This is a genomic window from Thermoactinomyces sp. CICC 10522, assembly GCF_016055075.1.
Lineage (GTDB): Bacteria > Bacillota > Bacilli > Thermoactinomycetales > Thermoactinomycetaceae > Thermoactinomyces_A > Thermoactinomyces_A daqus.
The window spans coordinates 306,852-330,909 of sequence record NZ_JAECVY010000002.1 but is presented as its reverse complement, the minus strand read 5'-3'; the positions used below and the strand labels follow the sequence as shown (position 1 = coordinate 330,909).

Annotated in this window: 27 protein-coding genes; 23 read left to right on the top strand and 4 right to left on the bottom strand. The window is 49.6% G+C overall.

Annotated features, from left to right (window positions below; translation table 11 throughout):
- The first annotated feature begins 21 nt into the window (after nt 1–21).
- The 4 genes from I8U18_RS05115 (at nt 22) to I8U18_RS05100 (ending at nt 2,774) form a co-directional block, all read left to right on the top strand.
- Nucleotides 22–777 (top strand): YebC/PmpR family DNA-binding transcriptional regulator, encoded by a 756-nt coding sequence (locus tag I8U18_RS05115; protein WP_033099202.1) that lies wholly within the window; start codon nt 22–24, stop codon nt 775–777.
- Between the two features lie 189 nt (nt 778–966).
- On the top strand, nt 967–1,503 hold the full coding sequence (locus I8U18_RS05110) for a DUF1572 family protein (RefSeq protein ID WP_033099201.1): 537 nt from the start codon (nt 967–969) through the stop codon (nt 1,501–1,503).
- A gap of 257 nt (nt 1,504–1,760) precedes the next feature.
- Nucleotides 1,761–2,489, top strand: a complete 729-nt coding sequence (locus I8U18_RS05105) for a sporulation protein (protein ID WP_033099200.1) — start codon at nt 1,761–1,763, stop codon at nt 2,487–2,489.
- Between the two features lie 111 nt (nt 2,490–2,600).
- On the top strand, nt 2,601–2,774 hold the full coding sequence (locus tag I8U18_RS05100) for a hypothetical protein (RefSeq protein WP_160173775.1): 174 nt from the start codon (nt 2,601–2,603) through the stop codon (nt 2,772–2,774).
- A 44-nt stretch (nt 2,775–2,818) separates the two neighbouring features.
- On the opposite strand, the gene I8U18_RS05095 is transcribed toward I8U18_RS05100, so the two are convergent.
- Nucleotides 2,819–3,754, bottom strand: coding sequence for a DMT family transporter (locus I8U18_RS05095; protein ID WP_033099353.1), 936 nt, complete (start codon nt 3,752–3,754; stop codon nt 2,819–2,821).
- 244 nt (nt 3,755–3,998) lie between these two features.
- Between I8U18_RS05095 and I8U18_RS05090 the strand changes: the two genes are divergently transcribed.
- Together I8U18_RS05090 and I8U18_RS05085 are read left to right on the top strand one after the other, a co-directional pair.
- A complete protein-coding gene (locus I8U18_RS05090; RefSeq protein ID WP_033099352.1) occupies nt 3,999–4,583 on the top strand; it encodes a class I SAM-dependent methyltransferase in 585 nt (194 codons plus the stop codon).
- A gap of 233 nt (nt 4,584–4,816) precedes the next feature.
- Nucleotides 4,817–5,749, top strand: coding sequence for a polysaccharide deacetylase family protein (locus tag I8U18_RS05085; protein ID WP_232336301.1), 933 nt, complete (start codon nt 4,817–4,819; stop codon nt 5,747–5,749).
- 134 nt (nt 5,750–5,883) lie between these two features.
- On the opposite strand, the gene I8U18_RS17975 is transcribed toward I8U18_RS05085, so the two are convergent.
- Nucleotides 5,884–6,018: a hypothetical protein gene (locus tag I8U18_RS17975; RefSeq protein ID WP_255517781.1), complete on the bottom strand. Its 135-nt coding sequence runs from the start codon at nt 6,016–6,018 to the stop codon at nt 5,884–5,886.
- Between the two features lie 73 nt (nt 6,019–6,091).
- Between I8U18_RS17975 and ruvC the strand changes: the two genes are divergently transcribed.
- The 7 genes from ruvC to yajC all read left to right on the top strand — a co-directional run bounded on the left by ruvC (nt 6,092) and on the right by yajC (nt 11,133).
- Entirely contained in the window at nt 6,092–6,598 is a 507-nt protein-coding gene (ruvC, locus tag I8U18_RS05080; protein WP_033099199.1) for a crossover junction endodeoxyribonuclease RuvC, read from the top strand.
- Complete coding sequence (gene ruvA / locus I8U18_RS05075; RefSeq protein ID WP_198055013.1) at nt 6,595–7,209, top strand: Holliday junction branch migration protein RuvA; 615 nt, start codon at nt 6,595–6,597, stop codon at nt 7,207–7,209. The genes ruvC and ruvA overlap by 4 nt, the downstream gene beginning before the upstream one ends.
- A 12-nt stretch (nt 7,210–7,221) precedes the next feature.
- Nucleotides 7,222–8,220 (top strand): Holliday junction branch migration DNA helicase RuvB, encoded by a 999-nt coding sequence (ruvB, locus tag I8U18_RS05070; RefSeq protein WP_033099197.1) that lies wholly within the window; start codon nt 7,222–7,224, stop codon nt 8,218–8,220.
- Nucleotides 8,217–8,435 carry a DUF2905 domain-containing protein gene (locus I8U18_RS05065; protein WP_033099196.1) on the top strand — a complete coding sequence of 73 codons (219 nt, stop codon included), beginning with the start codon at nt 8,217–8,219 and terminating at the stop codon, nt 8,433–8,435. Before ruvB ends, I8U18_RS05065 begins: the two co-directional genes overlap by 4 nt.
- A gap of 47 nt (nt 8,436–8,482) precedes the next feature.
- Complete coding sequence (gene queA, locus I8U18_RS05060) at nt 8,483–9,517, top strand: tRNA preQ1(34) S-adenosylmethionine ribosyltransferase-isomerase QueA (RefSeq protein WP_198055012.1); 1,035 nt, start codon at nt 8,483–8,485, stop codon at nt 9,515–9,517.
- 126 nt (nt 9,518–9,643) lie between these two features.
- On the top strand, nt 9,644–10,780 hold the full coding sequence (tgt, locus tag I8U18_RS05055) for a tRNA guanosine(34) transglycosylase Tgt (RefSeq protein ID WP_198055011.1): 1,137 nt from the start codon (nt 9,644–9,646) through the stop codon (nt 10,778–10,780).
- Between the two features lie 35 nt (nt 10,781–10,815).
- Entirely contained in the window at nt 10,816–11,133 is a 318-nt protein-coding gene (gene yajC / locus I8U18_RS05050) for a preprotein translocase subunit YajC (RefSeq protein WP_033099193.1), read from the top strand.
- A 33-nt stretch (nt 11,134–11,166) separates the two neighbouring features.
- Here yajC and I8U18_RS05045 read toward each other — a convergent pair whose 3' ends face one another.
- Nucleotides 11,167–11,565, bottom strand: coding sequence for a TIGR04086 family membrane protein (locus I8U18_RS05045; RefSeq protein ID WP_033099192.1), 399 nt, complete (start codon nt 11,563–11,565; stop codon nt 11,167–11,169).
- A 196-nt stretch (nt 11,566–11,761) separates the two neighbouring features.
- Between I8U18_RS05045 and I8U18_RS05040 the strand changes: the two genes are divergently transcribed.
- Nucleotides 11,762–12,448, top strand: coding sequence for a DUF421 domain-containing protein (locus tag I8U18_RS05040; RefSeq protein ID WP_033099191.1), 687 nt, complete (start codon nt 11,762–11,764; stop codon nt 12,446–12,448).
- A 35-nt stretch (nt 12,449–12,483) separates the two neighbouring features.
- Here I8U18_RS05040 and spoVB read toward each other — a convergent pair whose 3' ends face one another.
- Entirely contained in the window at nt 12,484–14,085 is a 1,602-nt protein-coding gene (spoVB, locus tag I8U18_RS05035) for a stage V sporulation protein B (protein ID WP_198064528.1), read from the bottom strand.
- Nucleotides 14,086–14,242: 157 nt separating this feature from the next.
- Here spoVB and I8U18_RS05030 point away from each other — a divergent pair, with 157 nt between their 5' ends.
- The 9 genes from I8U18_RS05030 (at nt 14,243) to I8U18_RS04995 (ending at nt 24,032) form a co-directional block, all read left to right on the top strand.
- Nucleotides 14,243–14,530, top strand: a complete 288-nt coding sequence (locus I8U18_RS05030; protein ID WP_309485150.1) for a post-transcriptional regulator — start codon at nt 14,243–14,245, stop codon at nt 14,528–14,530.
- A 156-nt stretch (nt 14,531–14,686) separates the two neighbouring features.
- Nucleotides 14,687–15,913, top strand: coding sequence for a protein translocase subunit SecD (gene secD, locus I8U18_RS17715; RefSeq protein ID WP_232336300.1), 1,227 nt, complete (start codon nt 14,687–14,689; stop codon nt 15,911–15,913).
- Complete coding sequence (gene secF, locus I8U18_RS17710; protein WP_370589371.1) at nt 15,903–16,811, top strand: protein translocase subunit SecF; 909 nt, start codon at nt 15,903–15,905, stop codon at nt 16,809–16,811. The genes secD and secF overlap by 11 nt, the downstream gene beginning before the upstream one ends.
- Nucleotides 16,812–16,905: 94 nt before the next feature.
- Nucleotides 16,906–19,323: a single-stranded-DNA-specific exonuclease RecJ gene (gene recJ, locus I8U18_RS05020; protein WP_198064527.1), complete on the top strand. Its 2,418-nt coding sequence runs from the start codon at nt 16,906–16,908 to the stop codon at nt 19,321–19,323.
- Complete coding sequence (locus tag I8U18_RS05015; protein ID WP_033099189.1) at nt 19,262–19,777, top strand: adenine phosphoribosyltransferase; 516 nt, start codon at nt 19,262–19,264, stop codon at nt 19,775–19,777. The genes recJ and I8U18_RS05015 overlap by 62 nt, the downstream gene beginning before the upstream one ends.
- A 99-nt stretch (nt 19,778–19,876) precedes the next feature.
- Nucleotides 19,877–20,377 (top strand): GNAT family N-acetyltransferase, encoded by a 501-nt coding sequence (locus I8U18_RS05010; RefSeq protein WP_033099348.1) that lies wholly within the window; start codon nt 19,877–19,879, stop codon nt 20,375–20,377.
- Between the two features lie 140 nt (nt 20,378–20,517).
- On the top strand, nt 20,518–20,655 hold the full coding sequence (locus tag I8U18_RS05005) for a hypothetical protein (protein WP_160173774.1): 138 nt from the start codon (nt 20,518–20,520) through the stop codon (nt 20,653–20,655).
- Between the two features lie 133 nt (nt 20,656–20,788).
- Complete coding sequence (locus I8U18_RS05000; RefSeq protein ID WP_198064526.1) at nt 20,789–23,098, top strand: right-handed parallel beta-helix repeat-containing protein; 2,310 nt, start codon at nt 20,789–20,791, stop codon at nt 23,096–23,098.
- Nucleotides 23,099–23,399: 301 nt separating this feature from the next.
- The gene (locus I8U18_RS04995) at nt 23,400–24,032 is read left to right on the top strand and encodes an FMN-dependent NADH-azoreductase (RefSeq protein ID WP_033099187.1); all 633 of its coding nucleotides are present in this window, start codon (nt 23,400–23,402) and stop codon (nt 24,030–24,032) included.
- The last annotated feature ends 26 nt before the right edge of the window (nt 24,033–24,058 follow it).

The following is a 24,058-nucleotide window of genomic DNA, read 5'->3' as shown; positions in this document are numbered from 1 at the left end:
AAGGGAGAGTCGTTTGGTAAAATGGCAGGTCATTCCAAGTGGAAAAATATCCAGCACCGAAAAGGGCGTCAGGATGCGCTTCGTGGAAAGATTTTCGCCAAATTGTCACGGGAAATTTATGTTGCTGCTCGCGCCGGGGATAAAGATCCCGCGAACAATCATCAGTTGCGTTTGGCCATTGCCAAGGCGAGGGCACAAAACATGCCGAGCGACAACATTGAACGGGCCATCAAAAAAGCTGCGGGTGCAGGAGAAGGCCGGGACTTTGAAGCAATCACTTACGAGGGCTACGGCCCCGGCGGTACTGCGATTATGGTCGAAGCGTTGACGGACAATCGCAACCGCACGGCCGCCGACATCCGCCATATTTTTTCCAAACGCGGCGGAAATATGGGAGAATCGGGCTGTGTTGCCTGGATGTTTGAACGGAAGGGGATATTGGTCATCGAACGCGACTCGACGGATCTGGATGAAGAAGAGATCATGATGTTGGCAATCGAGAGCGGGGCAGATGATTTTGAAGCGAATCCGCAAACTTATGAAATTATCACTTCCCCGGAATCCTTTGAAGAGGTAAAACAGGCTCTGGAAGCTGAAAATCTCACCTTCTCCACCGCTGAAGTCACATTCGTCCCCTCCAATAAGGTGGAGCTTCACGGCGAAGTGATCAAAGATGTGATCGGCTTGATCGAAGCGCTGGAAGACCATGACGATGTGCAAAACGTTTATGCCAACATCGAAGTGGATGAAGACGAGTTGGCCAAGTATGCGGACTAAAAAAAGCGGACAGAGGAAGATCTCCCTCAGATCTTGCGGGTTTGAGGGAGGTTTTTTAGTATGAAAGCATGCTGTTGACCGGATTGAGTCTGAGATAAGAAAAGAATATTTGTCAGGGAAGAGATTGTTTTTTCTGAATGATATGATATCATTTTGCGTAGTGGCAACCCGATGGCGAGGAGGAAGCACATGGGATTGGCAACCGAATACCTTGCAGTTGTGATCAAGCAATTTCGCATAATGAAGCAAACCGGTGAAAGTGCGATGGCGCAATGCAGTTTCGCTGATCTCCAAAAAAAGATCGGGTTGGAAAGCAACAGCATTGCCGTCATCGTGAAGCATTTACATGGAAATATGCTGTCGCGCTGGACGGATTTTTTAAGAACGGATGGGGAAAAACCATGGCGCAACCGCGATGAGGAATTCACGGATGGATATCAAAGCTTGGAAGCGATGATGGCTGATTGGGACAAAGGCTGGGAAACCGTCTTTGACGCACTCACTTCGCTGACGGAAGAAGATCTGGCAAAAACGGTGACCATTCGTGGTGAAAAACACAGTGTGATCCAGGCGATCGAGCGTCAGATGTACCACTATTCCTATCATATCGGGCAAATCGTTTTTATCGCCAAAGCCCTGAAAGATCGGGATTGGGCCAGCTTGACGATTCCCAAGGGAAAATCAGAGGAATTTAACCGGCAAAAACAAAAAGAGGCGCGGGATTGATGCGCCGTCCGTTTGAAAACAAAGGATTGTTGGAGGACGCGCATATCATTTGCGGTTCGGGCTGCGCAACGTCGATTTTCAGCGGTCAGCATCTGTAAAAACATTCCTGTTTTCATTTTTGCATATCCTTGTTCCTTTTGCCCCCATTCTGTAATAGGGGTGGGTTGAAGGCTTGCTGATGCAAACCGGCTGCCCCTGCTTTTCCCGATTACTGCGTTTCATCACATTGATTCATGACATGCCAGGAGAGTGAACCAATGTTTAAAGAGATATTAGCCAGCATGAAAATCGGCTCGGCCAAAGTAAATGCCGTTCTGGACAAAACCACCTTTCGCCAGGAGGAGGAGATTGAAGGCCTGATCGAGATCGAAGGGGGCGATGTCGAACAAGAGATCAAGGAGATCAATCTGCAGCTGTTGGTCGATATTGTGGGTGACCAGCATTTTCCTTTCATCTGGCAGGAGCAAAAAATCAATCCGATCGGCGTGATTGCCCCATATGAAAAAAGATCCATCCCGTTTGCTTTTGCACTGGCCGAAAATGTGCCAATCACTACGCCAAACTACAAAATTTTATTGCGTACCGAATTGGCCATCGATTATGCCATCGACCCGAAAGATCGCGATGTTATCGCAGTGGAAGCGCATCCCTTTTTGAATTTGGCCATCGAATCGCTGAAGCGCCTCGATCTGGATCTGAGCTATGTCGGACATACGACTGAATTTGCCGGCGACAAAGTGCGCGGCTGTCCCTTCCATCAGGAGTTTGTCTTTTCGCTGCCGTCGCAATATGATTACCTGTCCGATGTGCGGCTGGTCAACTTTGGAGGAGGCATAATGGCATTGGAATTACATAAGCAAAAAGATGAAGAAAATCATGCGGTCGATGATCGTAGAAGGGTTAACTTCACCGTGGATGAAGAGGATTTGCAGGATAACGGAGCCCGATTGACTGCGTTCTTCCAAAAACAGTTGGAGCAAAAATAAGGCGGCGTGAGGGGAAGAATGTCCTTCTCCTGCTTTTTTAATCCCGTCATGTTCCCATGCGCTGGCGCATATGATCCTGAATAGGTGTAACAGGAACAGGAGAGACGGGTTATGGGCAGGTTGATCAAAAACTTTCAGTTGGAAAAAGCCCTGCAGGAGGTATTGGAGATCCAGGAAGGAAAAGGGGACTGGGAAGAGTGGGAGAAACGATGGTCCGATGAGGTTAGAGAGAAAGCGGAAAAAGAGATGAAAATATTTGCCCTGCTCGGTTGGTTAAAACGCTGATCCTGGGTCTTCACTTGTGAAGCGGGTGACCTTACATTTGGAGGTCACCCGTTTTTTTTGAGATTCTTCCCCGCTTTTCTTTTTAAAAAACTGAATGACGAGGCAGGAAGTTCGGACAAAATCATCCCGGCCAAAATAAACAGACACCCGAGGAAGGAGCGTCCGGTCAATGCGATTCCGTTCCAGAAGTAATCTCCCAACGCCGCAAAGACGGGTTCCAGGGAGAAGATGAGCGCTACTTTTGTCGGACTCGTTTGTTTTTGTACATGAGTTTGGGCGATAAAGGCGAGTGAAGTGCAAAACAAAGAGGTAACCACAAGCGCAATGATCACCCCTGGCGTGAACAGGTGCCCGAGCCCTGCGAAAATGGTCCGCCGCTCAGTGAACAGTGCGCAAATTCCGCTTAGCACGGCCACCGTGGCCAGTTGGATCGTGACCAGGTGCATCATCGAAGTGGAATTTGTATATTTCCCGGTATAAATAATTTGCAAAGCGAAAAAAATAGCACAGAGAAAGGCGAGCACATCTCCGTAGTTAACAGAACTGAAATCAGTAAAGGCGAGGAGATACAAGCCGCAAAGAGCAAGCAATGCTCCAATGGCGGACGAAAATTTCATTTTTTCTCTCAGAATGAAAAGGGCAAAAACCGGAACCAGAGCCACGGAAGTGCCAGTGAGAAATCCCGATTTGCCTGAAGTGGTATAGAGCAGGCTGAAGGTTTGCAAGGCGTAGCCCAAAAACAGAAACAAGCCCAACAGGGCTCCGGCAGTCCAATTTCGTTTACGGTCGCTTTTTGATAAATTTTCCGGTTTTCGACAAAGCAGGTAGATGAAAAGAAAAAAGGCCGCCAAGGCAAAGCGGATCATCAAGAAATGAAACGGAGGAAGGGTGGCAATTGCATCTTGCACCAGCACAAAGGTAATTCCCCAGACAAAGGCAATCCCTGTCAACGTTAAATCGGCAACCCAGCGTTTTTGCATGGTTTTCTCTCCTTTCGATTCCATTTTCCCGGAAAGATCCGCTTCATTCAAGAAACTTTTTCCGGGATTTTGCCCTGTGTTGGGGATGAATGGAATTTCCTTTTTGAGGAAAACATTTAAAAAAAGGCTTTTTTGGACAGATTTAAGGGTTTTAAGGATATTTTTTAACAATTATTCGTGTTATTATATACTCATAAATCCAATAAAAATACTATGATTTATAGTGGCCGGAAAGGTGTTTTTCATGTTGCAGCTCATGGATCATGCGATTGCAGATCGCCTTCGTTTTTTCTATTCATTTCTCCGTTCTCCAAGAACAGTTGGAAGCGTCACTCCCAGTTCCCGATTTTTGGCCCGGGCGATGTTAAAGGAAGTCGATTGGGCCCGCACGGAGATAGTGGTGGAATTGGGAGCGGGAACAGGGGTTTTTACTGAAGGCATAAAAAAATTGGCCCGATCAGGCGCCAAAAAGATGATTTTTGAAAAAGATCTCCATTTGCGTGAACGATTAATCCGTCGTTTTCCGGATTTTATCATTGGTGACAACGCCTGTGAACTGATTCCGTCGTTGGCGGATAACGGGATTGAACCCGGGCAGGTGGACGTAATTCTGTCGGGATTGCCTTTTGCTGTTTTGCCGCAGCCATTGCGGGACCAGATTTTGACGGGTGTGTACCGGGCCTTAAAACCGGATGGCATCTTTATCACATTCCAATATTCGTTGCAGATGAGAAAACAATTGCTGGATCGTTTCCATACGGTGGATCTGTCCTTTGTCCCCTTCAATCTTCCGCCAGCCTTTGTCTACCATTGCCGGAAAAAGGGTTGACAACAGGTTTATCCTGAGGCTTTCGACCAAAAAGAAAGCCTTTTTTATTTGTTGTTAAAAGAATGCTGCAACAGACCGGATCATTAGGAAATAAAAATAGTGCTGTCGAAAAGAAACGGATGTGTTAGAATAAACCCGTATATGAAAGGAATTTGTTATCATAGAAGGGATTTTGTCTCTTTTAAAGTGCGTGACTAGCCGCACTTTCTTTTTCTTTGGGAGTGGTTTATAACATGACCGGTTTTAAGAGAGTGGCAGGGGTAACGGGGGCTATGCTCGCCATGGTTTTGTTTGTGTCGGCTTGTGCCAAGAAGGAGAGTTCCCTGCCGAAAGACCGCGGACCATCTGAAGTTTCGCGGAAGTCTTCGCAAGAGGCGGGTCAGATGGCAGAGGAAAGCCGGCAAAATCAAGCGAAGGGATTTCCGCCGCCCGAACATCAGGTAAGTGAGGCACAACCGGCCGTCGCCAAACCCGAGGAGGCGATGACCAAAGATCAGATGGCGGAATTGGATCGGATCAAAGAAAAGACCATGGTTTTTAAAGGCCCGAAATTCAAAAAACAGATTGCCCTGACTTTTGATGACGGACCGGATCGGGAATTTACACCGCAAATCTTGAAGATTCTTAAACAGAAGCAGGTTCCGGCCACATTTTTTGTCGTCGGGAATATGGTGAAGAAATATCCGGATATGTTGAGGGAAATCGATCGCGACGGGCACACGATCGGGAATCATTCTTTTAATCATCCCCAATTGACGAAGTTAAAACACCCGGAAACCGACAGGCAAATCGGCCAAACCAATCAGTTGATTTATCAAACGATCCATAAATCGCCATTATTGTTGCGCCCGCCTTACGGAGCCATTAATGATCAGCTGGAACAGCACTTCGGGCAGAAAAACTTTAAAATTATCCAGTGGAGTGTTGATACGCGCGATTGGGCCGGACAGTCTCCGGAGCAAATCATGGCCACCGTGAAACGGGAAGCGGACCCTGGCGGAATCATCCTGCAGCATTGCGCCGGGGGCAAGCAGCTGCAATCCACGGTTCAGGTGCTTCCCGGTTTGATCGATTACTTTCGGGGGCAGGGATATGAATTTGTGACAGTGGACAAATTGTTGAATATCCCTGCTTATGAAGAGTATACGAACAAGGTGAGTCAATGAGAACGACAAGTGAACATAAGAGAAATGGTTTGGTTCGCCAAAAGAGCGCCTGCCATTTCGAAGCGAATGATCGGAACATACCGGGCAGATGCGGACGGCAGGAGAGTGATCTTCTGCCGTCCGCTTTTTTTCCGTCAAAGCGCGTTGCTGGCCGGCTTTTGATCTGCCAAGGTTCTTAAGTCGGCCAGTGGTGGCCGGTCGAAATCAATAAACGATCGGGTCCGATCTTCAGTCCGGCCGATGCTTTGCCCGGCTTTATTCCATTTCATCCCCCGGCGCTCCCTGTTTTATGGTATAATCGTCCGAAGAGAATGAGTGTTCGCTTCAGGAGAGGGGAGAAACATGCGTATAATGGGGATCGACCCGGGGATTGCCATCGTCGGCTTCGGTATTCTCGATCAGAAGGGAAATCAGTTAAAACCGGTCGAATACGGAAGCATTCAAACAGAGGCGGGTTTAAGCACTGCCACACGGCTGAAGCAGATTTACGACGCCTGTACGAAGTTGTTTGCGGAGCATCGTCCTGACGTGGTGGCCATTGAAAAGCTGTTTTTCAACCGGAATGTCACCACCGCTTTTACAGTCGGCCAGGCGCGCGGGGTGATGATGCTGGCCGCGGAAGAAGCGAACATCCCGATTACCGAGTACACGCCGCTTCAGGTGAAAATGGCTGTCGTTGGCTACGGCCAGGCCGAGAAAAAGCAAGTGCAGGAAATGGTGAAGGTGCTGCTTGGACTTCCAAGAGTGCCGAAACCGGATGATGTGGCGGATGCATTGGCCATTGCCATCTGCGAAGCCCATTCGTCGTCTGTTATACATAAATGGAGCAAATGGGGAGCGAAACGATGATTGAGTTTGTCAAAGGAACGGTCGAATACCGGGAATCGGATTATGTCGCTATCAACGTGAACGGCCTGGGTTATCAGGTGTTTGTGCCCAACCCTTTCCGGTTTGAGGAAGGGGAGGAGGTTTATTTGTCGACGCATTTTGTCGTGCGTGAAGATGCCCAGTTGCTGTACGGTTTTCCAACGCGAAGCGAGCGGGATTTGTTCCGGCTGTTGCTGGAAGTGTCAGGCGTGGGCCCCAAGGCTGCGCTGGCGATGTTATCGGGGATGACACCGAAACAATTGATCAGCGCCATTCAACTGGAGGATCTTAAAACATTGACGAAGCTGCCCGGTGTCGGCAAAAAAACGGCGCAACGCCTGATATTGGACCTGAAGGATAAACTGAAAAAGCTGGCATGGGGGTATTCCGAAAGCACACTGCCCCTGCAAGAAAACAGTGAACCACCAAGTGACTTCAGCGCCCGTCTCGATGTGATTGCCGCCTTGTTGGCTCTCGGCTATAATGAGGAAGAAGCGGATTGGGCAGCGCAAGAAGCAGAAAAATCAGCGGAGTCAAGCCTGAGCACCGAAGAGTGGATTAAAAAAGCACTGCAGTTGATGATGAAAAAATGAGGAGGGTGAGACATGGAGGAACGGATCATCTCCGCGAAGATGACGGGTGAAGATGAGATGGTCGAATACAGCCTGCGCCCTCGTTATTTCAGCGAATACATAGGACAGTCCCGGGTGAAGGAAAATTTGAAGATCTATATTGAAGCAGCGAAAATGCGCGGGGAAGCCCTCGATCATGTGCTTTTATACGGCCCGCCCGGACTGGGGAAGACCACGTTGTCCAATATTATCGCCAATGAATTGGGCGTGTCCATTCGCATCACCTCGGGGCCCGCAATTGAACGGCCGGGGGATTTGGCGGCGATCCTGACCAATTTGGGTCCCCATGATCTGTTGTTTATCGATGAAATCCACCGGTTAAACCGGTCCGTGGAGGAAGTGTTATATGCGGCCATGGAGGATTTTGCCCTGGATATCATGATCGGCAAGGGACCGAGTGCACGCTCCGTCCGTCTGGATTTGCCGCCGTTTACGCTCGTCGGGGCGACCACGCGCGCCGGTTCGCTATCTTCTCCGTTGCGAGACCGGTTTGGAGTCGTCGCCCGATTGGAATACTATACGATAGATGAGCTGACGCTGATTGTGGAACGGGCAGCAGATCTGTTACAAGTAAAGATCATGGAAGACGGAGCGGTGGAAATCGCTTCCCGGGCCAGGGGGACACCGCGCATTGCCAACCGGCTGCTCAAGCGGGTGCGCGATTTTGTGCAGGTGGCCGGTGACGGAGTCATTACCGGTGACAGCGCCCGTGATGCTCTTGACCGGATTCAGGTTGACCGGATGGGGCTTGACCATGTGGACCATCGCCTGTTGATGTCCATCATTGAAAAGTTTCGCGGCGGCCCTGTCGGTCTGGATACGTTGGCGGCGACCATCGGAGAAGAAGCGCACACGATTGAAGATGTGTACGAGCCTTATCTGATGCAGATCGGCTTTTTGCAGCGAACGCCGCGCGGGCGGATGGTAACAGAGCGTTGCCTGAAGCATTTTGGAATGGAGTGGCCAAAATGAATTCGGTGGCAAAAATGTTGATGCTGGCCGGCGTTATTTTGTTTTTGCTCGGTCTTCTCTGGCAGACCGGAGGCAAATTTTTTCCGTTGGGCCGCTTGCCAGGCGATATTGTGATTGAAAAGGAAAATGTGAAATTTTACTTTCCGATTGTCACTTGTATCGTCATCAGTGTGATCTTAACGTTGATCAGCTATTTTTTTCGCCTGTTTCGCTAAGCAAACGGGCGATTTCTTTTTGAGGCTCGGAAGGATGGGGATTTGACATGGATGTATCAATGTATGACTTTAAACTGCCGAAAGAAATGATTGCCCAAAAGCCTGCTCCCGAACGCACCGGCTCCCGCCTGATGGTAGTCAACCGGGCGACGGGAACATGGACGCATGCCCGTTTTCCCGATATCATCAACTATTTGCATCCTGGCGATGTTTTGGTGTTAAACGACAGCCGGGTGCGTCCCTCCCGCCTGATCGGGGAAAAAGAGGAGACCGGAGCCAAAATCGAATTGCTTCTTTTAAAACCGTTGGGGAATGACCGGTGGGAAGCATTGGTTCGGCCGAGCAAACGGGTGAAAGAAGGGACCCGGATCCGTTTTGGAAACGGCCGGTTGCAGGCCATCGCCGAAGAACAGACGGAAGTGGCAGGCGGCCGCATTTTCCGGTTGCAATATGAGGCGGAAGATGTGGAAAAATTGTTTGAGGAATTGGGGCAAATGCCGTTGCCTCCCTATATCCACGAGCAGTTGGATGACCCGGAACGCTACCAAACGGTGTTTTCAAAAGTGGTCGGTTCAGCCGCCGCGCCGACAGCCGGGCTTCATTTTACCGAAAGCTTGTTGGATGAAATTCGTGCCATGGGGGTCAAGGTGGTCTTTATCACCCTGCACGTCGGCCTGGGAACATTCCGCCCGGTTACGGTGGAGCGCATCGAGGATCACCACATGCACGCCGAGTATTATGAGATCAGCGAGGAAGCAGCCGGGGTGATCCGGGAAGCGAAGCAGCGGGGAAACAAAGTGGTGGCGGTCGGAACCACTTCCGTCCGCACGCTCGAAACGGTGGCGCGACGATTTGACGGAGAAGTGCGTGCTGACAGCGGCTGGACGGATATTTTTATTTATCCGGGATTTACATACAAAGTTGTGGATGCGCTGTTGACCAACTTTCACCTGCCCCAGTCCACTTTGTTGATGCTTGTCAGCGCTTTTGCTTCACGCGAACTGATTCTGGCCGCTTACGAGGAGGCCGTGAAGGAGCGTTATCGTTTCTTCAGTTTTGGGGATGCCATGTTGATCATTTAGCCTGCATTCCGGGTTGAAGCAATTTTTAAAGAAGCGAACTTGTTATTTGGGATCAGTCTTTTCTATAATGGGTAGCAGGAGAATGTGAATTAAGTTAGAATGGGATTTGTAACAGGAGGAAGCATCTTGGCCGTTCGATATGAATTAATCAAAGAATGTAAGCAGTCCGGTGCCCGGCTGGGACGTTTACATACTCCGCACGGGGTGATTGATACCCCGATTTTTATGCCGGTGGGAACGTTGGCGACGGTGAAGACAATGAGCCCGGAAGAATTGAAAGAGATGGGAGCGGGCATTATTTTGAGCAATACCTATCATCTCTTTTTGCGGCCGGGGCACGAGATCGTGAAAGAAGCAGGCGGGCTGCACTCGTTTATGAACTGGGATCGTGCCATTTTGACCGACAGCGGCGGTTTCCAAGTGTTCAGCCTGAGCAAATTGCGCGATATCACCGAAGAAGGCGTCACGTTCCGATCACACTTAAACGGCGAGAAACTGTTTATCGGGCCGGAAAAAGCAATGGAGATTCAAAATGCATTGGGTGCCGATATCATTATGGCATTTGACGAGTGTCCGCCTTATCCGGCCGACAGGGAGTACGTGAAAGCTTCGACCGAGCGGACTTACCGCTGGTTGAAACGCTGCATCAAGGCCCATCGCCGACCGGAGGAGCAAGCGCTGTTCGGGATCATCCAAGGGGGAATGCATCAGGATTTGCGCGAAGAGAGCGCACAGCAGCTGGCCGAACTCGATTTGCCCGGTTACGCGGTCGGTGGCCTTAGCGTAGGGGAGTCCAAGGAATTAATGTATGAAGTGCTGTCTTATACCACGCCGCTCATGCCAAAGGATAAACCGCGTTACCTGATGGGAGTCGGTTCTCCTGACGCGCTGATTCAGGGAGCTGTTTATGGAATTGACATGTTCGACTGCGTTTTGCCAACGCGAATTGCCCGCAACGGGACGGCGATGACCAGTCAGGGACGAGTCGTTGTGCGCAATGCCAAATATGCTCGCGATTTTACCCCGCTTGATCCCGAATGCGATTGCTATACCTGCCGCAACTACTCGCGCGCGTATCTACGGCATTTGATTAAAGCGGATGAGACGTTTGGACTGAGGCTTACCACCTATCACAACTTGTATTTCCTCCTGAGGCTGATGGAGAAAGTGCGACAGGCCATCAGGGAAGACCGGCTTCTCGATTTCCGTGATTCGTTTATGATGAAATATTATGGTTCACTCACTCCGGAGAGAGCCTTTTGATTCCAGCAAATGATTTGATGGAAGGAGTTTTGTAAATGAATATGCTCACTCAATTGGCCCCGCTCGTTTTGTTTCTGCTCATTTTCTATTTCCTGATCATCCGTCCCAACAACCGCCAGCGAAAAGCGAAGATGGAAATGCTGAACAATTTGCGCAAAGGGGACAAGGTGATCACGGCAGGCGGCATTCACGGCACCGTCGTGGATCTGAACGAAGAGAAAGTCACATTGAAAGTGAGCGACAATACACGCATTACCTTTGAACGTCACGCGATCGACCGTGTCACCAATGTCGAGGAGAAGCAGGAAACAAAGAAAGCGGAGGCAAAACCGCAAGAAGTGAAAGAAAGTTAAGCGTGAAAGAAAAAGCTCCGGCCCAAAACTGGGTCAGGAGCTTTTGCTGTTATTTACCCCCAAAATTCCCCCGAGCGAACTGAGGCCGATTGCGAAGGCGCTGAACATAAAAGGATGAAACGTTGTCAGGGAATCAAAGGCGAGAAATCCGATCAACAAAAGGATGGCTACATAGATGATGCCTTGGGCAGCGCCATAGTACAGCCCTCTTTTTCCCGACTTTTTGCCGGCGACAAAACCTCCGGCAAATAAGGCCAGCCCGTTTAATATGTAAGAGAGTATGGGGATGTCAGCGGATTCGAGCGAAGAGTAGCGCAAAAAGATGGCGACGATAAAGGAACCGATAAAGATGATGCCCCAAATGAACAATTGTCCGATAATCCACGGGGATTGCCACCCTTTTTTGGCGGAATCGAACCAGGCTTCTTTCATACAAGTTCACCTGCCGTCACTGTGGGTCCGGCCCTTTTGTGCCGAGAATTCCACGCAGCAGGCTGCACCTCCTTTTCCGCGAAAAGATCTTCCGCACTGGTACATGTTATGAAGGCTTGGATTAAAATATCACCTTTTGCGTCATTCATAAAACGGTTTTCGTTGGTGAAACCTATGGGGGAAAGGAGGTGCCGGGGTGATTGGTTCTATATTGCTGAGAACGGTTTTTATCTATCTGTTTCTTCTCATTATCATGCGTTTAATGGGGAAACGGGAAATCGGAAAATTAACCATTATCGATTTGATTGTTTCCTTCATGATTGCCGATATTTCAGCCATGGCGATTGAGCGATCCCATGAACCGCTGATCAATGGCATGATTGCCATCGTCACCTTGGCCGCTTTGCAAATCGTTCTTTCCTATTTGTCGCTCAAGAGCAGGAAAGTGAGACAGCTCGTTGACGGGAAGCCGCTCGTCTTGGTGAAAAACGGGAAAATCCTGGATGCCGAGATGGCCAAAGCCCGTTATAACATTGATGATTTGTTATTGCAGTTGCGTGAAAAGAATATCGCGGATGTTTCAGATGTAGAGTTTGCAATATTGGAAACTACAGGAAGATTAAGCGTTTTCCCCCGGGAGGAAAAGCGGCCGGTGATGAAGGAAGATGTTCTTCCGTTACTGCGGCCGTTTCAAATGCCGATCACATTGATTTTGGACGGAAAAGTGCAGGAACAGGGGCTCAGACAGATCGGGAAAACGCGGTTTTGGCTGAAAAACGAGATTCAAAAACAAGGGTACAGGGATTTTAAAGAAATCTATTATGCCAGCATCAACTATGAAGGGAAATTATTCATTGATGGAAAAGATAATCAAACCAGATAAAAAACGGGCGGTCATGAAAAACCGGCCCGTTTTGCTTATTGTGGCAGCAGGAACGCCATCCATTTTCCGATGACGGGAATCCGAAGCACATCTTCTTTGCGAATGAGGGATAAAAAGATTAAGCAGCAGAGGTAAACTCCCATGCTCATAGCCATGATGAGCAAAGTGCTTGAAAGCAAGGACATTTGCTTGGTTAATGCCATTCCCTGATAGGCGGCGAAACCCGTCACCACGACGGCCAGAATGAGTTTTCCGTACTCTTTGACGCGGATGCTGAAAGGGATGAGCCGGACGATATCAATAAAATGAAGAGAAGTCACAATCACGATGCCGCAGTTGATCGCCAGTGCCACTCCGTCGATCCCGAGTTCAGGTCTGGAAGCCAGCAATAAGATGAGAACGGTTTTGATCAAGGCCCCGATAATCGAGTTTCGCATGGGTAAGTTCGCCCGGTCCAATCCTTGCAGAACGGAGGCGAACGGGCCTTGCAAGGCGTGAATGATGGTAAAGGGGGCCATGATTTGAATCAGACGGGCGACATCGGCTTGACGAAAGAGTAAAACAGATAAGGGTTCGGCCAAGAGAAACAAGAGAAGGGCGCAGGGAGCCGTCACAATTAAGGAGAGCCGGATCGCCTGTTGCAGCCGGTGTTCCACCAGACATTGATTGTTTTGCGCCTCTGCTTCACTGATCGCCGGAACGAGTGAAACGGACAAGGCATAAGTGATAAACGCCGGAAAAAAGGTAATCGGAATGGCCATTCCTTCCAGTTGTCCATAGAGAGCAGTCGCCGTGGCGGTTACATATCCGGCCAAAGCCAAACTCTGGGAGACGACAATCGGCTCAATGGCATAAGAAAACGAACCAACCAGGCGGCTGGCCGTGACGGGAATGGCCAAGCGCAAGAGAGCGCGAACAGTCCGGCCAAAAGCACTGAGATAAGAGCCCTTTTTCCCGCGTGTGCTGACCGAAGGCTGTCTGGAAAAGATCAGGCGCAACCGGGGGCGCGTCGGATCTTTCTTAAACGAGTAAAGAAGATAAACCATACCGGTAAACTCTCCGATCACCATCCCGATCATCGCACCGGCTGCGGCGAATTCGATTCCGTAGGGAAGCAGATATTTTGCCAGCAGGAGCACAGTGAAAATCCGAACCGATTGCTCCACGATGGTGGAAAAAGCATAAGGGCTCATATTTTGCCTGCCCTGAAAATACCCGCGAAATATGGACGAGACGGCGATGATCGGGATAATCGGCGCGATGCCCAGGAGCGCATAGATGGCCCGCTCATCCGTGAGCAATGTTTTGGCGATCCATGGGGCGCCCAGCAGGACAGAAGCGGTGATCACGGTACTGGTGATGATCACAATAAAGACCGATACGATTAAAATGGAGCGAATCCGTTCTTCTTCCCCTTTGGCTTCCGCTTCGGAAACCAGTTTAGAAATGGCCACGGGCAATCCTGCGGTGGTGACGACGATGGTAAAGACCAGAATCGGAAAGGCCATTTGAAACAGTCCCATTCCTTCGTCACCGATGATCCGGGAAAGAGCGATCCGGTAGACGAAACCGAGAACTTTGGTTATCAGACCTGCTCCGACGAGAATGAGTGTACCGCGTAGGAAACCCTTGTTCACCCTTCTGGCCCCTCCTTCACAAAAGGTTACTAAAATCTATGACTTGTCCGGGCCGCTCATACCTAAAAAATCAGGTAGAATGGAAAGTAGGATTTTTAATAGTCCAAAACGAAAACGATGTAAGAAAGAGAAGTCATAACAGGTGAGGAGGAACGCTATGGCCAAATATGGTGCACTAAAACCGGTAAGCCACCAAAAAACCCACTCGGTCGAGCTTCTGAGCGAAAAGGAACTGATGAGATGTATTGAAGATCTTTGTAACATCAAAGCGGAAGAGTTTCGAATGTACGGGTATGAAAATGTGACGGGTGAGCAAATCTGGGCCTGTGTGTCGGAAAACTACCGCAGGGGTTGGCCGCGCTTAAACCGTTTGGTTAACGATATCATGTCATTGAAAGCAAATCGGTTTATGAACTGGTTAATGCTCTCCGTATATAAAGACTGATCCGACTTGAATAAAGCGGCGCCCTATGGTTCGTTAGGGGAGCCGCTTCTTTTGATTTGAAATGGAATTAAGTCATCTCGGTCTTCTAAATTGACATTGCCCAGGCTAGAAAGGATAATTAGAATTATGGTGTTTTACATAAAGGAGGAGCTTTAAATGAGTGTGCGAAAGGGAAAATTGACCATTTTCATCCTCCTAGTGGTTGCGATTCTCGCTCTGGTCGCAACAACCACTAGCTACATATGGAACCATATTACCAAAGGGCTGGATCTGCAAGGCGGGTTTGAGGTGCTTTATCAAACTGAACAGAAAAACCCGGGCACGGAAGCGCTTAAAGATACTGCCGCTGCGCTTAACAATCGGGTAAACGTCCTGGGTGTGTCCGAGCCGGATATCACGGTTGAACCTCCGAACCGGATTCGGGTGCAACTGGCCGGGGTGAAAGACCAGGCCAAAGCGCGGGAGCTTCTGGGCAGACAAGCCAAACTGACATTCCGTTCTCCCGATGGGAAAGTGCTCTTGTCCGGCACCGATATCAAGCCGGGCAGCGCCAAATTGGAGTATGACCAGGCGGGTGCCCCCGTCGTCTCCATTCGATTCAAAAATCCGAGCAAGTTTGAGAATGTGACGCGCACTTACCTTGGGCAACCGGTCGGGATCTATCTGGATGACCAGAAGATCAGCGATCCGGTCGTGCAACAGGTGATCACCGCCGGAGAAGCGCAGATTACCGGCCAGAAGACGGTGAAAGAGGCGCAAACACTGGCCGACCTTTTGAATGCCGGTGCGATTCCGCTCAAACTGAAGGAAATTTCCAGTTATGCGGTCGACGCCAGTCTGGGTGCCGATTCGCTGAAGCAGAGTTTAATTGCCGGATTGTTGGCTGTGCTGGCGATCTTCATCTTCGTAATCGGTTTTTACCGTTTACCGGGGTTCATCGCGGTTATTACGCTCATCGCTTACAGCTACCTCGTTCTGCTGGCATTCATGCTGCTCCATGTTACATTGACACTGCCGGGAGTTGCCGCGTTTATCCTGGGAATCGGGATGGCCGTCGATGCCAACATCATCATGAATGAACGGATTCGCGAAGAACTCCGTGCGGGCAAGAGCATCGCGGCTTCGGTTCGCTCCGGATCAAAGCGTTCGTTCCTCACTATTTTCGACTCCAACATCACGACGGTGATTGCCGGCGCCGTTTTGTTTATCTACGGTACGGCAGGAGTCAAAGGTTTTTCCGTTTCACTCATCACCGGCATTGTGGTCAGCTTTATCACGGCCGTTGCCTTGTCCCGGATCTTGATTAACCTGCTCGTCCGTTCCAATGTGCTGAAAAGCCCGGGCCTGTTCAGGGTAAGAGAGGATGAGATCAGTGACCTATAAGTTGGATATCGTGAAACACCGGAACAAGTATTTCATCGTTACGATTGCGATCGTGCTGGTGTCGGTGCTATCTCTTCTCGTGCAAGGGTTAAACCTCGGGGTTGATTTTAAGAGCGGTACGCGGATTGATATTACTATCGCACCAAATGTCAGTTTGGAAAAATCGCGGACCGTTCTTGAAGATTTAGGGTATCAAAAGCCCAATATCCGCGTGGGCGGACCGCAAAAAGAGATTTTGATCTTCCGCACGGATAAGGTTTTGTCACCGGATGAAGTGAAAAAAATCCGCGATAATTTCAGTAAGGCCTTTAACAAAAATGTCAGCGTCCAGGAGCAAAAAGTCGATCCGATCATCGGATTGGAGACGGCCCGCAATGCGATGATTGCCGTTTTGATCGCTGCGGTTTGCATCATCATTTATGTTTCTTTACGATTTGAATATCGCTTTGCCGTGGCGGCCGTATTGTCCCTGTTATACGATGCACTCTTTATCATGGGGATGTTTTCACTGTTCCGCATCGAAGTGGATCTCGTCTTCGTGGCGGCCGTGTTGACCATCGTCGGTTATTCGATTAACGATACCATCGTAATTTTCGACCGTATCCGCGAAAACATGGATTTACACAAACCCAAAACGTGGGACGAGCTGGCGGAAGTGGTCAATACCAGTATCAATCAGACACTGGTGCGCTCGATCAACACCGTTTTGACTGTCGTCTTCGCCGCATTTGCACTCTGGCTCCTCGGTGGGGAAAGCATCAGCAATTTCTCGCTCGCTCTCTTGTTTGGATTGATCTCCGGCGCTTATTCTTCGATTTTTGTCGCCAGCCCGATCTGGATCGTGTGGAAATGGCATTCGCTGCAAAAGCAGAAACAGAAGCGTTTGGCAACCGAATAAAAATGTCAGGCCGTGGGAAACCACGGTTTTTTTTGTGATGGGAGAAAACTTCTTTGTGCTATAATTGAGTACGCAAAGTGAGGTGAACGGAACCGTGCTGTATGCAAAGGGGCGTTGGAAGGCAGAACAGGTGGATGATGCCCTGGCTGATAAAATGGCCCGTGATTGCCAAATTCATCCCCTGCTGGCCCGGATTTTGCTTCGACGGGGAATCCGGGATCATGATCAGGCAAAACGATTTTTGCAGCCCCGGCTGGAAGATTTGCACGATCCTTTTGCTCTTGACGGGATGAAAACCGCAGTGGAGGAAATCAGGCATGCGCTGGAACGGAAACAAAAAATTTTGATCTATGGTGATTATGATGCCGACGGAGTGAGCAGCACCAGTCTGATGATGCATGTTTTTCGAAAACTGGGGGCCAATGTCGATTATTATATTCCCAATCGCTTTCGAGAAGGATATGGATTAAACAAAGAAGCGTTACAATCGGCTAAAGAACAGGGGTTTGAACTGGTGGTTTCGGTGGATACGGGCATCAGTGCCGTTGAAGAGGCAGATTATGCCAAAGAACTCGGCCTTGGTTTAATCATTACCGATCATCATGAACCGCCGGAAATATTGCCTGATGCCCTGGCCGTGATCAATCCCAAAAAACCGGGATGTTCCTACCCGTTTAAAATGCTGGCCGGTGTCGGTGTTGCTTTTAAACTGGCTACTGCTTTGCTGAACCGGGTACCGGTGGAATGGCTCGATCTTGTCGCCCTGGGGACAATTGCCGATCTCGTCCCGCTGATCGAAGAAAATCGCATCCTTGCTTATCATGGTTTGCGGAAAATGAATGAAGAGACATCGGTGGGCCTTCGCGCTTTAATCGAAGCGGCAGATATCGGGCGCGAAGTGACAGCCGGGCATGTCGGATTTGCTCTGGGCCCGCGTATCAATGCCAGCGGCCGGCTGGATTCGGCGGATACAGCCGTTCGTTTGCTCATTTCCGGGGATGTGCGGGAAGCGGAAAGCCTGGCAAGGGAATTGGATGCGATGAACCGGGAGCGGCAACAGCTGGTGGAAGAGATGACGCTCGAAGCGATCAGCGAAGTCGAAAAAAATCCGGAACGCCATCGCCATGTGATTGTGGTTGCGAAACCGGGCTGGAATGTGGGCGTTGTGGGAATCGTGGCCTCCCGTTTGGTGGAGAAATATTACCGGCCGGTGCTCGTGCTGGGCATCGATGAGGAAAAGCAGACGGCAAAGGGCTCCGCGCGCAGCATCAAAGGTTTTCACCTGTTTCAGGCCCTGAGCGCTTGCCGGGATTTGCTGCCCCATTTTGGCGGACATGAGATGGCGGCCGGGATGACCTTGGCCGTTAAAGATTTGGATTTGCTTCACGAGCGGCTGTCGGAGCTGGCACAGGAATGGCTGACTCCGGAAGATTACATCCCGCTTTTGCACGCTGAGGGAGAGCTTGAACTGGAGCGGATCGAGCCGGCCCTGATCGAACAGATGGAAGCATTGGCTCCCTATGGAGTGGGAAATCCCACACCGCTGTTTATTCTCAAAGATGCTCCTGTCGCCCGGGTTCAATTGATGGGGAAAGATAAAGAACATATGAAGATTTATTTGCAAACGGACGGGGGAACCGTGGAAGCGGTCGGTTTTCGGATTGGTGAGGCAGCCAGGGAAATCGCACCCTTGTCCCGGATTCGCCTGCTCGGAGAATTGCAGATGAACGAATGGAACGGACAACGTTCGCCCCAATTTATTATCCGGGATTTAATGATTCCCCATTTGCAGGTTTTTGACTGGCGCAGCAACCGTCGCGATTGGGAAAGGCTGAAGGGATTGGATCATGACGGTGTCTGTTATGTTTGTTCCGGTATGATCAAACAGCCCTTGCAGGCGGTGGATTTGAAAGGGACCGTTGTCTATTGGGATCAGCTTGCGGAAAGGGATTGGCCCGCGGAGGTTCGTGCTGCCAAATTTGTAGTTTTGGTGGATGCGCCGCCTGATTTGGAAGTGTTCACAAAAGGGTTGAATCAGGTAAAAGAAGCAGAGCGGCTCTATTTTTTGTTTGGCGATAAAGAATTTGACGATTTGCTGGCCAAAGTTCCCACCCGGGATGATTTTAAACGTTTGTACCGCTTGCTTGCCGGCCGGGAGAAAATCTCCCTGTCCAAACATTTTTCCGCACTTATGCGCCATACGGGATTGCAAAAACGATCGCTTTCCTTTATCATTCAAGTGTTTGAGGAATTGGGCTTTTTAAGGGTTGAGCATGGAGAAATACGCATTCATCCAAACCCGGCTAAAAAACCGTTAACAGATTCCAAATTATACCAAAGGCAGCTCGCCGGACAACAAGTTCTGCAAACATTGATCTACTCTTCATACACGGAATTGTGCAGGTATTTGTTTTCAACGATCGCTTTCAAACATTTAGGAGGACATGAACATGAACTTCAAAGAGAAAATTCGAGTGATCAACGATTTTCCGCAACCGGGGATTCGATTTAAAGATATTACCACCTTGCTCAAAGAGGGAAAAGCCTTCAAAGCAGCAATCGATGAGCTCGCTGCCAGGTTAAACGGCAAATCGATCGATTTGGTCGTCGGCCCGGAGGCGCGCGGGTTTGTGGTTGGAGCCCCGCTGGCCTATGCGCTTGGTGTGGGGTTTGTTCCCGTTCGCAAAGCGGGAAAACTTCCGGCCGAAACCGTTCAGGCCAATTACAGCCTCGAGTATGGAAAAGATTCATTGGCCATGCATAAGGATGCCATTAAGCCCGGACAAAAAGTGTTGATTGCCGATGACCTGCTGGCAACCGGCGGCACGATTTCCGCGACACTTGACCTTGTCAAACAGTTGGGAGGGGAGCCGGTCGGTGCGGCATTCCTGATTGAACTGGCTTATCTTCAAGGCAGGGAGAAGCTGAATGGACTTGAAGTTGTGTCCCTGGTGAAATACGAATAATGCAGGCTGAATGTCCACCCGTTACCTCCCGGGAGGCGGGTGGTATTCTTAAACCATTTTGTGATTGAATATTCATTCAATTTTGATTTGGAGGATGGTATGAGTCTTTTGATCGAGACAGAAAGATTGCGGTTCCGGCCGTATAAGGAAAAGGATTTGCCGTTTTTGATCTCGTTGTGCAGTGATCCGCAGGTGATGCGTTATATCGGAAAAGTAAAGACGCCGGAGGAAACGGAAGAGATGCTTCAGAAGTGGCTGAATGCGCAAAAAGGCGGAATGGGCATTTGCCTGGCCATTGACCGGAAAAGCGGGGAAAAGGTGGGGCATTCCGGTGTAATAGAACAGATTGTTGACGGACGGATCGAAGCGGAAATCGGTTATTGGCTGTTGCCGAAATATTGGGGCAAGGGATTGGGCACAGAGATGGCGGCAGCTTTTCGCGACTACGCATTTGAAACATTGAAATTGCAGAGGCTGATATCCATTATTCAGCCCGGGAATAAAGCGTCAATCAAGGTGGCACGTAAAATAGGAATGGAGAAAGAAAAGGAGACGGTGTTTCGTATGACCCTGGTTCATATTTATGCGATCAAAAGGTGAAATCCCTCCCTTTTCCAGCTTGTGCAATCCGGCTCCCGCCTTTTATATGAAAAGCAAGAGTTGTACTAATACAAACTGTTGCATAACAGGTGTTGTTATAATATAATGGTATTATAATAAAGAGGATGGGGTGGAGAGCGATGGATGGGCAGGTAAAGGAACATGAACCGAAATATTGTGAAATTTGCGGTGCCGAAGTAGGGAAAAAGTTGTCCGAAGTGGAGGAAAACCAGGAAATGAATGAAGTACGCGCGTGCATATTGAAATATTATGAATAAAGAGCGCTGCATGTGCGGGGACCAAATCGGGCCGGTTTTATCGCCGGTCTTTTTTTTTATGAGTGGAAAGGGACAGATCGTGACATATTGAAAAATAAGAAGGGGGAAAACAGGAAAGGTTGGTTGAACGGAAGTGTCGACAATTCGGGTATCACGCAGATGGTTTAGCAGGTATCGAACCATACAATCCGCTCTTGATCAGGCGCCTTCCGGCAGCGTGATTGAGGTTGAACCTGGAGTCTACCATGAAGATTTGTGGATCGACCGGATGATCGAAATCATTGGGACAGGAGCCAAAGAAGAAGTGGTCATCGTGGGAAAAAAATATGCCACCATCGAAATGAGCGCAGGTTATGCGGTACTTAAAAATCTCACTTTAAGCCAGGCGCGCACCAATGATTCACCGGTTGTGGCCGTTCACAGGGGAGCGCTGGTGCTGGACGGGTGCGATGTGCGGGCCGAAAAGGGGCCGGGAATTTCCATTGCCGTGGATGAAGCGGAACCGATCTTGCGCCGCTGTCGGATCAGCAGTCAAAAAAACGCCGCCATATTAAGCCGGAGCCGCGGCAAGGTATTATTTGAGGAATGCAGTCTGCACAGCGAAAGCGAGATGACGACCATTCTGGTATCCTCAGGAGACCCTGTATTTCGTCAGTGTACGATAACCGGCACGAAGGGTTACGGTGTGTTTGTGGAAGAAAATGGAAAAGGGCTTTTTGAGGAATGCAATTTGTTTGGTTTTGATCACAGTCCGGCGATCGGGATTGATGGAGGCAGTCCGGCGTTTATCCGCACCCTGATTCATGACGGAAAAACAAGCGGGATGGTGATGTCGGGGGGAAAGGCGAAATTTGAGGAATGCAAAATCTTTTCGGTAGGCGAAATCGAGCCGGCCATCCGGGTGCTGGCTCAGGCCGAACCCCGCTTTTTTGCCTGTACGATCAAAAATTGTCCGCAAGGTGCCTTTTTCTTTACCAATGGTGCTGGTGGCATGATAGACCAGTGTGACTTATACGGTTTCAGCCGTCAACCGGCCATTTGGATTCTGAACGAAGCTGCCCCACACATCTTGCAGACGCGAATTCATGATGGAAACAAAGAAGCGGTCTTCTGCGAAAAGGGCGGCAGGGGAATCATGGAGAATTGCGAGTTGTTCGGGTTTAACGGGGATCTCGTTTCCATTCGCTCGGAAGCCAATCTCGATCTGCTACGTTGCCGGATTTATCGCGGGCAACGACATGGAGTTTCACTGTCGTTAAAGGCGACGGGAACCATCCGGGATACAGAGATTTACGACTTTATGAATGCCGCCGCAGTACATGTTTCAAAAGCAGCGGATCCGGAGTTTATTCAGTGTTCGATTCATGACAGCCTCAACGGGGTCGAAGTGGTGGAAAACGGTCGCGGTTCCTTTGACAGGTGCCGTTTTGACAAGATCAGGGAAAGCAACTGGAATGTGGTGGAGAGCCGGCCGGTGATTCTTGATATCGAACACGGGACTTCCGCTGACCCCGACCATCGGCCTGATCCGTTATCGCTCCTCTGGCAAAATTGGAGCGCGGGGATGATCGGACAAACGGAAATGAAGCGGAAGCTGCTGGATCTCATCCGATATTATGATTATTTGTCCGATCGAAAGCGCCTGGGAATCGAAAAACTGGAACCCGCTCCGCCACATGCCGTCTTTTGCGGTCCGCCGGGCATCGGTAAGCGGAAATGGGCAGAGTTTTACGGGTTGGCCATGAATCATCTTCATTTTTTGAGCAAAGGCCATCTGGTGTCCGTCGATGCGGCGGAATTGCTGGAAAGTCCGCCGGAGGAAGCGGAGGAGAGAAGGCGGGAAGTGACAGCCCGGACCGAGGGAGGGGTGTTGTATTTGCGCAACCCGCAATCCTGGGCAGCGGATGCCGTTTCTGCCGGCAAATGGCAATCATGGGTTGATTGGTTGATTCGATTGGTCAATGAAGAAGACGCCGACCGGATTGTGATTTTGTCAGGGCCTGAGCACCCACTGAAGGAGTGGTTGAATCATGTTCCCGAGTTGGCTCGAAAGTTTCAGCATTGGTTTGAATTTCGCGATTATACTCCGGAAGAACTGGTTCAATTGTTTGAGCGGATGGCGGAAGAAGAAAATTACAGGATTGATGAGTCGGCCCGGCGTCGGCTGTGGCAGGAGATGAACCGGATTTGCCGGGAAAATGCGGAAGCAGGCCGGGCGGAACGGGTTCGCCATTTTTTTCAAATGGTGAAATACCGTCACGGTCAGCGATGTGCAAAAATCGCGAAAGAAGAGCGCACCAGGGAACTGCTGACCCTCTTGCTGCCCGAAGATCTCGCCGTGAAGAAGGAAGAAGAAGTTTTGCCTCATGATCCGGAGTGGATTGAGACTTTGATGAAGGAGGAGAAACAAAGCCATCGGTCAAGGGAAGGGAAGACAAATTGACATTTGAAGTGATCCGGCCTTGGGGTCGGATTTTTTGTGGCGTGGTAATGCTTATTAATAAAAATTATTTTATTCTTGACAAATATAAAAATATCATCATATGATGCAGTCAGTCTATAAAGATGGATATAATCGGGGTGTTGCTTTTTTCCTGTGAGAGATCTGCTTTCATCCCCGGGTTGAGCCAGGTGATGAGCGATCTCTGTTTCATGCGGTGGCAGCCGTTCTTATGACAGGAGGTCTCCGCAACCCAGGGTTGTGGCTTTGGATTGAGACAATGACGAAAACTGGAGGTGTAAACATGGCAGCTGTCCTCTATGTAACCGCCAACCCCAAACCGGAGCATGAATCTGTTAGTTTGCAAGTAGGCCGGGCTTTTTTAAATGCATACGAATTAACCAATCCGCTTGATGAAATCATTGAATTAAATTTATATCGCGAATCAATCCCCTTATTGGATTATGATGTTTTTAACGGATGGAACAAAATGGTGGAGCACGTGCCGCTGACGATGGAGGAAAGAAAAAAATTGAACCGCATCAATGAAGTGGTTGAGCAGTTTGTTTCAGCCGATAAATATGTATTTGTCACCCCGATGTGGAATTTCGGTCTGCCGCCGATGTTTAAAGCTTATATCGATCTCGTCTGCATGGCGGGAAAAACGTTTCGATACACAAGCCGGGGGCCGGTGGGACTGTTGATCAACAAAAAAGCGATACATATTCAGGCCCGTGGCGGTATTTTTTCACAAGGACAGGGTCAGGCGATGGAGTTTGCTGACAGTTATGTCAAAATGATTCTTGGTTTCATGGGAATTACGGATGTGAAATCAATTATTGCCGAAGGAACGTCCAACGAAGAACAGTACGATCAGATTTTGCAGCAGGCGATTCATCTGGCGAAGCGAACCGCAGTGGAGTTTGCGAAAAATTAATGGTGGATAATCGGGAAAGAAGCAGT